At 36.1% G+C, this 7,419-nt stretch carries 8 protein-coding genes; 2 read left to right on the top strand and 6 right to left on the bottom strand.

What is annotated here, in order from left to right:
* The first annotated feature begins 339 nt into the window (after window positions 1-339).
* Window positions 340-750 carry a hypothetical protein gene (locus tag OI69_RS18540; RefSeq protein ID WP_039354075.1) on the top strand — a complete coding sequence of 137 codons (411 nt, stop codon included), beginning with the start codon at window positions 340-342 and terminating at the stop codon, window positions 748-750.
* Between the two features lie 64 nt (window positions 751-814).
* Here OI69_RS18540 and OI69_RS18535 read toward each other — a convergent pair whose 3' ends face one another.
* From OI69_RS18535 to OI69_RS18520, 4 genes are all read right to left on the bottom strand, one after another.
* A complete protein-coding gene (locus OI69_RS18535) occupies window positions 815-1,186 on the bottom strand; it encodes a hypothetical protein (protein WP_039354073.1) in 372 nt (123 codons plus the stop codon).
* 12 nt (window positions 1,187-1,198) lie between these two features.
* Window positions 1,199-2,020 carry a DUF4755 domain-containing protein gene (locus OI69_RS20305; RefSeq protein WP_052198411.1) on the bottom strand — a complete coding sequence of 274 codons (822 nt, stop codon included), beginning with the start codon at window positions 2,018-2,020 and terminating at the stop codon, window positions 1,199-1,201.
* Between the two features lie 321 nt (window positions 2,021-2,341).
* Window positions 2,342-3,730, bottom strand: coding sequence for a relaxase/mobilization nuclease domain-containing protein (locus OI69_RS18525; protein ID WP_039354070.1), 1,389 nt, complete (start codon window positions 3,728-3,730; stop codon window positions 2,342-2,344).
* Window positions 3,699-4,076 (bottom strand): hypothetical protein, encoded by a 378-nt coding sequence (locus OI69_RS18520; protein WP_039354068.1) that lies wholly within the window; start codon window positions 4,074-4,076, stop codon window positions 3,699-3,701. The genes OI69_RS18525 and OI69_RS18520 overlap by 32 nt, the downstream gene beginning before the upstream one ends.
* Before the next feature lie 237 nt (window positions 4,077-4,313).
* Between OI69_RS18520 and OI69_RS18515 the strand changes: the two genes are divergently transcribed.
* Complete coding sequence (locus OI69_RS18515; protein WP_039354065.1) at window positions 4,314-5,048, top strand: phosphoribosyltransferase; 735 nt, start codon at window positions 4,314-4,316, stop codon at window positions 5,046-5,048.
* Window positions 5,049-5,363: 315 nt separating this feature from the next.
* Here the strand turns inward: OI69_RS18515 and OI69_RS18510 are convergent, their stop codons facing one another.
* Together OI69_RS18510 and OI69_RS18505 are read right to left on the bottom strand one after the other, a co-directional pair.
* Window positions 5,364-6,341, bottom strand: a complete 978-nt coding sequence (locus OI69_RS18510; protein ID WP_039354062.1) for a hypothetical protein — start codon at window positions 6,339-6,341, stop codon at window positions 5,364-5,366.
* Window positions 6,342-6,493: 152 nt separating this feature from the next.
* The gene (locus tag OI69_RS18505) at window positions 6,494-6,790 is read right to left on the bottom strand and encodes a hypothetical protein (protein WP_039354058.1); all 297 of its coding nucleotides are present in this window, start codon (window positions 6,788-6,790) and stop codon (window positions 6,494-6,496) included.
* Window positions 6,791-7,419: the final 629 nt, after the last annotated feature.

Here is a 7,419-nt window from a genome sequence, read left to right as displayed (position 1 = left end):
ATGCACACCTGATACCTAAATGTAAATTATTTAGGCTGGTTCAGCCCGAATCAGAGTGATTAAGTTGGTTTTTAACGATTTTTATTTTGTAAAGTATATTCTCGGTTTTTTAATATATGTGACACCGATACTTTTTTGTAAAGTATTTTATGAATTTTTTAATAAAAACAAAATTACGAGCCATTTAATTGATCACTGTTCAATGAATATATTTTATGTAAATTTAATATTCCACTGTAAATATATTTTTACGGAGTGCTTGATTTTTAATTTAATGGTGATATTTATACTTTGTCAGGACGACAATTAATAATCATTTGAATGCAAGGATGCATAGTTATGAAAAAAATAAATATGAGTTTAATGGAAAGGTATCTGCTGTTGCTGGACAGGTTTGTTGATAAGCTCGATGAATCGGGCTTTTCAGAAGCGGAAATCACCGAGCAGTCTTATCTTTTTTGTGCAGGATTTTATATTAAATACCAGCAGGACATAGAAAATCTGACGTTTTCAAACCGAGAAGTGGTGCTAAGTTTTCTGCTTCTCTCTTATTATTGCCATATCGAAAAAATCAGTGATGATTTAATTGATAAAGCCCGTCTAAATAAAGTCTTTCTTTCCATTATAAATTTTATTACCAACAATGGTGGAAGAACCGAGCGAATTTACGTGCATGAGAAAAAGAAATATGAGGCCGACAAGCTGATAAGAGCCTCAACGAGCGTTAAGAGAAGTAGTTGTAGGATGTGATGAAAAAGCCCGTAATTTCGACGCTACGGGCTGGTGCTTTCCATGATGTTGGGAAATATGTTATTTAAAATACACCGCGTTTCATTTCACTGGCACCGGCAGTGAATTCATAAGAACTGACTTTTTCACCTTTAAACGTGATGAGAATTGATTTTTCTTCAATATCCGTTCCGCCAATCAACACCCCAACAAGGGGGATGTATGATGTTGGTTTACTGCGGTAGTTATGCATTGAATAAGACCACTTCTCCTCATCATCTGAGGCGATACGTTTATCCGGCTCACCAAAGGCGGTTAATACTTCTGCCTTGGTGGTTTTTCCTTTTACAATTTTAGCTTTTACGTCTTCCTGCGTTACATTTTTCAGAGTCTGATTACCGAAGGAATAACATCCAGAGAGAGTGAGTGATACCAATACGATGATGATTTTTTTCATGGGTTTTTAACCTTAATTTTCATTGACAACCTGATCGAACACTTCCATCCATTGGTTCATTTGTTTACGCAGGTCATTGAACCCAATCTGAGATTTAAAAGAGCCTTCCTTAGGGAAAAACCTGATGTGCCATTCTGGATTTTGAATATCTCTTACACTAATAAAAAATCCTGTCTCATTTCGGTTTTTTGCCATACGAACATTATTAATGTTTTTAGCAGTAATGCTTAAACCTGCATCTTCAATTTCAACCCCATGACTGATGTTATATTTCCATTCTTTAAGATCATCAAAGGAATAGGTTTTTTCATTATTTCCATCTTTAAGGAAAATGAGCCTTTTGTTGCTATCGAGCTTCATTGATGAATTAAGAAGCGTATGACTATAACAACCATCATTATCATCGTTAAAATTATCGACAGTGGCTTGATTGCTTAATTTAAGAATGTAAGAGCCTAATGCCGTGAAAAATAAAATAGCGCAGATTGGGATCCAAAAAAATCCGATAGAGATTAGATCTTCAGTCGTGCCAAAGTGCGAAAGAAACATTGGCAGAGCAAGGGCGATCCAAAGACGCTTCATTTTGAAAAAATTAATAAATTTCATGAAGCCACTGACTTTTTCAGGTGGAGAAATTTTCTTTTTTTGAGGCTGAAGCACGGCTAACGCTTTTTTGTCGCGTCGGTTCGTGAAATACGCCCAAATGAGCAGACCAACACTGACAGGAAGCCAGATAATCCCTGTGAGAACGAATCCACTTTTTCCCATCAATAATGCGATAAGTGCGGGGAGCGATACTGCAATCCAGAAGCGTTTCATAGCAAAAATGCTCATACAAATTTCCTTAATAGCGAATCAATGTGAAAGTCATATTCGTATGAAGCAGTCAGAGACTGAAAATGAGGCGAGGTTTGTCATTGCTGAGCCTATATCGTTAGTTGAATAAGTAAATAGACCAGTTAAATCAATCTATTATGGGAAAAGGAACAGCTACATTTTGAACAGTTGTGATCAAACAAAGCAAATCGCTTATAACGATCGATGGTTTACTTGTGATAGTCAAAGGCTATCATAAATTAAATATAGATCGTTTATACCGATCGTTAATCTTGTGTTTTTTGTATGAAGAAAGGCTTGCTGGACGGCTTCTCAGCCCTACATTTGGAATGATGATGGGTGTGATTTTTTCGGAGTTTGGATGGTGGTTTTTGGTGTTGCAGTCATTTCTATTATTTTCACACCCGTAATGATGTTGTGTTTGTCTGGGCGTTTAAGTGTAGGGATTTTGAGTTTTTTCAACATGCCAATGATGATGTTGAGGTAGGGAATGGTTTCTAACCATTTGAAACCCGTTAGCACCGTAGCTGTGGGTTTTCTGCGATGAGCTTCTTTTGCGGCTTCGGTTGCATGTGCTTCTTTACCATCTGCACCAGCTTCTTTTACTGCTTCGGTTGCATACGCTTCTTTGTTACTTGCAACAGCTTCATTGTGAAGCGTTGTCGGATAAGTGATAGCGTATTCGCCTTGAACAGCATCTTTATTGAGGGTAAGCGTTTCGGCGGGGCTGTTATTAACGTCTTCTTTGATGATTTCAGGGCTATCTGTAGCAGTTGTCATATCAAGAGCTTCACTAACCGATGCCTTACTGACTGAGGGCATTTTCAATGCAAACAGGAAAGCATTGTCGCGTTCCGGCTGGTAATCGAGTTTGTCTTGTAGGGTAGACCAGGAATAACACTTACCTAACTGCGAAGCTTTGAAGGCAATCCCCTGGTATTCGAATGAAAACCCATTCATCTTTCCGGTAGAAGCGATATTCGGGACTACCGTTATGTTTCGTGCCACAAGCTGTGTCACAAATTCAGTCGTTGATGGTTTACCGGCAAGCAATTCTTCCAGGGCTTCCTGGATGACCGATTTGGGCGATGGCTCTCCTTTATACTTCTCCATCATCGCTTCGTTACGCGACAGCTTTTTAGGTTTTGGTGTTGCGCCCATCGGTTTCTGGGGCGGGGATTTTCTGTATAGCGAAGGAGGGAAGGGTAAAGCTGGGGATGGTGATGCTACCAATTCTGGTCCTTTGGTTATAGTCAGTGAATAATCGCGTTCAAGCTGCTGAATGATACGAGTGCTGATAAGGTTTTCGTTCTTACCAAGGTAGAGTTTTCCTACGTCGAGAGAAACTCTGCTGGCAATAATGTGGATGTGCTGGCCTTCAGTGTCGTCATGCAACACATAGCATCTCAGATGCGTTTCAGCGAAGCCCATACGAGACATGTAATCATCGGCTATCTCTGACCACTGAGCCTCTCTCAGCGCTTCGCTTTTCGGTAATCGAAGTGAATTATGCCAGACGGGTTTGACCACATCCGGGCGAAGCGTTTTGGTGGTATTGAATTCGGCGATCAGATCTCCGGCTATATCCCCCAGCATATTCCCACCAATTACTATCGGATCTTTTCTATGGTGAGAGCCTGACTTTAATGCATAGAGAATAACACCAGCGAAACCCTTACCCCTGCGGATTTTTTGCATTCCCTTCATGGGAAGCACTCCACAAATTATCAGTAAGTAAGTGCTGGCGAAGCTCTGAGATCTGACGCTTCACGGCAAAGAGTTCAGTTTGTGAGAGTGGGCTGTCATTACCTTTGTTGTCCAGATGGACGACCAGCCTGTTTAACTTCTGCGAAATCTCACCAAGGGTTTTCCATGCTTCGAGATTAATAGAAGGAATAACGGAGGGAAGGTTATGCAGAAATGCCATACGCACCCATTCACCTTTGCGATGACTACCACGCCTTTCATTCAGAAGCGACAACTCTTCATTATTTAATCTGACACTGACGCAATGGCTGCGAAGGATATTATCAAAAGTATCATTTTCGATCATATGAACTCCTTTTCATATAATTAAATCAAAGCATATTCCTTATGCTTAATACTTACTTATATGGCAGAAGCTAACAATGTCAATGCATGGTGTTGATTTTGCTTTTAATTTTTTTTCAACCAAAGGGCGAAAAAAACAAGGGAGAACTCGGAGAAGCCAGCGTAGCGCTTCGGAGAGTTAGCCCTTGCTTCATGCTTTGATACGGTGTAAGTTTGCATAAAAACTGAGGGGTTAAATATGGGAATAGATATCACAGAAAATGGAGTTGTATCATTTAATCCTAATCATGAGAAATTTGTTTCAACCTCAGTGAGTTCTAATCCGAAATTAAAAAATATATCTTTAAAAGGTTATCGCGGTAATCTTTTGGTTTATTCCGTTTTTGCACGAATGAAATCAAATGATAACAGAGATGGGAACCCCTTGATTTATGCGATGAAAGGCTTGAGCGGATATAGTATAACATTTAGAGAGATTGTTAAGTTTAAAAATAATTTCAGAGATATTATGGGAAAAATAATTAATCATAACGGTTTTGATTGTGATGTTATTTTAGTTATACCATCTTCATCTTCCGTTGTGAAAATCTTTGCAAGATTAGTAAGTTTTATCACAGGGAAACAAGTGGTTTATAACTATTTTGAAAAATGTACTATAGATGATGTTCTTATTAATTTTAATATGAAAATTGTTTCTAAAAAAGATGAAGATACAATTACTGGGATAATTTATACACTTACTAAGCTGGATGGAAAAAAACACTTTACTCTGAAACATGTAAGGAATAATGTTAGACATTATTTTCAACCCTTAAAAGTTAGGGGAGGATATAACTTAAATGGAAAGAAAATACTATTGGTGGATGATGTCTTATCAACAGGAACTACTTTCATGAATGCACATAAATTGATTTCTAACTCAGCTCAAAAAATTATCGCAATCTCATTTTTGAGTGATTTGTCAAACTATTGACATGGCGGTTTTATTGTTGTATGTTTGTATAGCAATAAGACCATAAATCTGCCCTATGGTCTATAAATATGAGACAGCCTTTGAGTTGTGGGTTCGTGCAGGCGCCATTCCGGGCCATCACATAAGGTGAAAATACGGTAAAATAATCCAGGAAGCGACTGGGTCGAAAAAGATTTTTGAGGGGGCTCGCCCCCTCTTTTTGTTTAACAAAAAAATTCATTTCTGCTCATTTTATTGAACTTTCCCATTAGCTAGTGCATAATTAAAACGCTTTGTATCAATTATATATAATAATGGATAATGCGAGTATATTGCTCATAATGAGATTTTCGTTATTTTAGATATTAATACCTTTTGAAAAGATATCATTTTTTTTATGGGATAGACAGTAATCTTTGATGAGGGTTTTTTATTAGGATGGACAATCATATTCCTAAGACATCTCATGTATTCAATTACTTTATCATATTCTAATTCGCAATGAGTGTCATTTACTACTTGATTTTTAAAATCAATGCTCATACCAGATAAGTATTTAGATATTTTTGATTCATTCCTAAGGATTTTTTGCTTCCGTGACAAATGTTCTAAAATTTTAAAGTATGGGATGAACCTATATTCCTCTTCAACCTCATACGATTGGGAGATAAGTTCATACAGTTTACTTTCATTGCCGCAGTATATTTTTTCATTTTTTAAATTTTGTAAGTTTTCAATCGTTTCAGTTAGAGAAGGTCTAAACATGACATCATCTTCTGAACTATCTTCATCTGTTGAATCATAAGGCTTGAATATATCATCAGGAGTAATAAATGAATTGCCATGAGACAATGTTCTGTTAACTAGAAATTTTGAGCATTGTATTAATGAAACTAACTTTGATGGCTTGCAGCTAAACGATATTGAAATGTAATGGTACATGTTATTATTAACATAGTCATCTTTTAAGAAAGGATTTTTACAGCATATAACTAAAATTGCAAAATTACTCAGAGAACCAATGCGGATGGGAATATTATCAATTTGTGTAATTACCTCGTACTTTCCATTATGAGAATCGAGAAAGCCGTCACCATCAACTTTAAAAATGAATTCGTAGTAATCTCCAACCGTTAATCCATTAAAACCTATTCTTTTTATATTAAGTTCTTTTAGAAATTTATTTAATTCTTTGTGAATGTCAGATGTTAAGTTATCACTGTTTGATAGGGCTTCGACTACAATATCGGGAATTTTAATCTCTTGGGAATCAAGTTTTATTATTTTATTTTTTACATCTACATTGATTTTCAATCTTAGACTCCTGAAATATCAGATGGTTATTTCCATCATTAAGGTGAAGCCAGAATGCTTGGTTATGGTTGGCTAAATTTGATTGCAGGGAATGTTTGAATAAACAGTCACAAGGTAACAAACCAATTGTAACTGTTTATAGTGAGAGCATATTATGCTTTTGGATTATCCATGTTTCTTTGAAAGCCATACCAGCTTTCTACGTCATTTGCATCATCCATGTATTTTTCTTTTAAAATGCTTAGGAAGGATAATTTAGCGGTATCGGAAGCTATAATTAAACTCTGTTTTACATGACCAACAGATATTACTAATTTCTTTCCATTTCTAATAACATTCCAAATGCCATTAGTTTCTTCTAAAGACACAGCTTCATATAATCCATATATTTCTTCTGTTTCATCAGGTTCAGCAAGGCTTAACCATTCTTCATAGTCAGTTGTGCTCATATTTTATCTCTTCTCTTGCTTAGGATATAGTAAAAATTAAGTTCGTTTTTTGGCAGTATCTAAAAGTCCGATAGTGCCTAATTACATCAGAGAAATCTCTGATGTAAAGTACAGAGTGAAGTCAAAAAGGAAAATTTATTTTTAACTAACACTGCACTTTGCTTATGGTCTTCGTTTTTTTAGAGTTATTGCTATTGTCATAAATTTTAACTTCACCGTGTTTAGATATCTAATGAACATTATAAGTTTTACTATGAGGAGTTGTAAATACACAATATCCCCTAAATTAGGGTATGCTGATAATTGGCCAGAAGTTGCTTGAAATTACAGAGAAAATGTCTTTTTTCTCAATCAACTAACTGGATACACTACCCGATATGCTTGTTTAAATCATTACTAATGGCAATTGTATTTTTTAAATGCTACCGCCCCAACACATGCAAGTATGCTAAAAATTTTATTGATTTTTATCATAAAAATTCAATGCTTACAATGAATTAGAAGTGCTGTTTTGTTAAGGGTGAGAGTATATTCCGTTTAGCCATTATTTCCTGCTGTAAATGTTCTTAATTCATTGGTTTTATGTGGGGTGATTTATATTTAATATACCCGTGATCATTGAAGGTGCT

It is taken from the genome of Pectobacterium fontis (genome assembly GCF_000803215.1).
In the GTDB taxonomy this organism is placed as follows: domain Bacteria; phylum Pseudomonadota; class Gammaproteobacteria; order Enterobacterales; family Enterobacteriaceae; genus Pectobacterium; species Pectobacterium fontis.
This window is presented reverse-complemented; position numbering and strand designations above follow the sequence as displayed.

Coding starts and splice junctions, on each gene's coding strand:
- OI69_RS18520 (WP_039354068.1), bottom strand. CDS start 4,076: ATGATCGAAAATGATACTTTTGATAATATCCTTCGCAGCCATTGCGTC.
- OI69_RS18505 (WP_039354058.1), bottom strand. CDS start 6,790: ATGAGCACAACTGACTATGAAGAATGGTTAAGCCTTGCTGAACCTGAT.
- OI69_RS18535 (WP_039354073.1), bottom strand. CDS start 1,186: ATGAAAAAAATCATCATCGTATTGGTATCACTCACTCTCTCTGGATGT.
- OI69_RS18515 (WP_039354065.1), top strand. CDS start 4,314: ATGGGAATAGATATCACAGAAAATGGAGTTGTATCATTTAATCCTAAT.
- OI69_RS18540 (WP_039354075.1), top strand. CDS start 340: ATGAAAAAAATAAATATGAGTTTAATGGAAAGGTATCTGCTGTTGCTG.
- OI69_RS20305 (WP_052198411.1), bottom strand. CDS start 2,020: ATGAGCATTTTTGCTATGAAACGCTTCTGGATTGCAGTATCGCTCCCC.
- OI69_RS18525 (WP_039354070.1), bottom strand. CDS start 3,730: ATGAAGGGAATGCAAAAAATCCGCAGGGGTAAGGGTTTCGCTGGTGTT.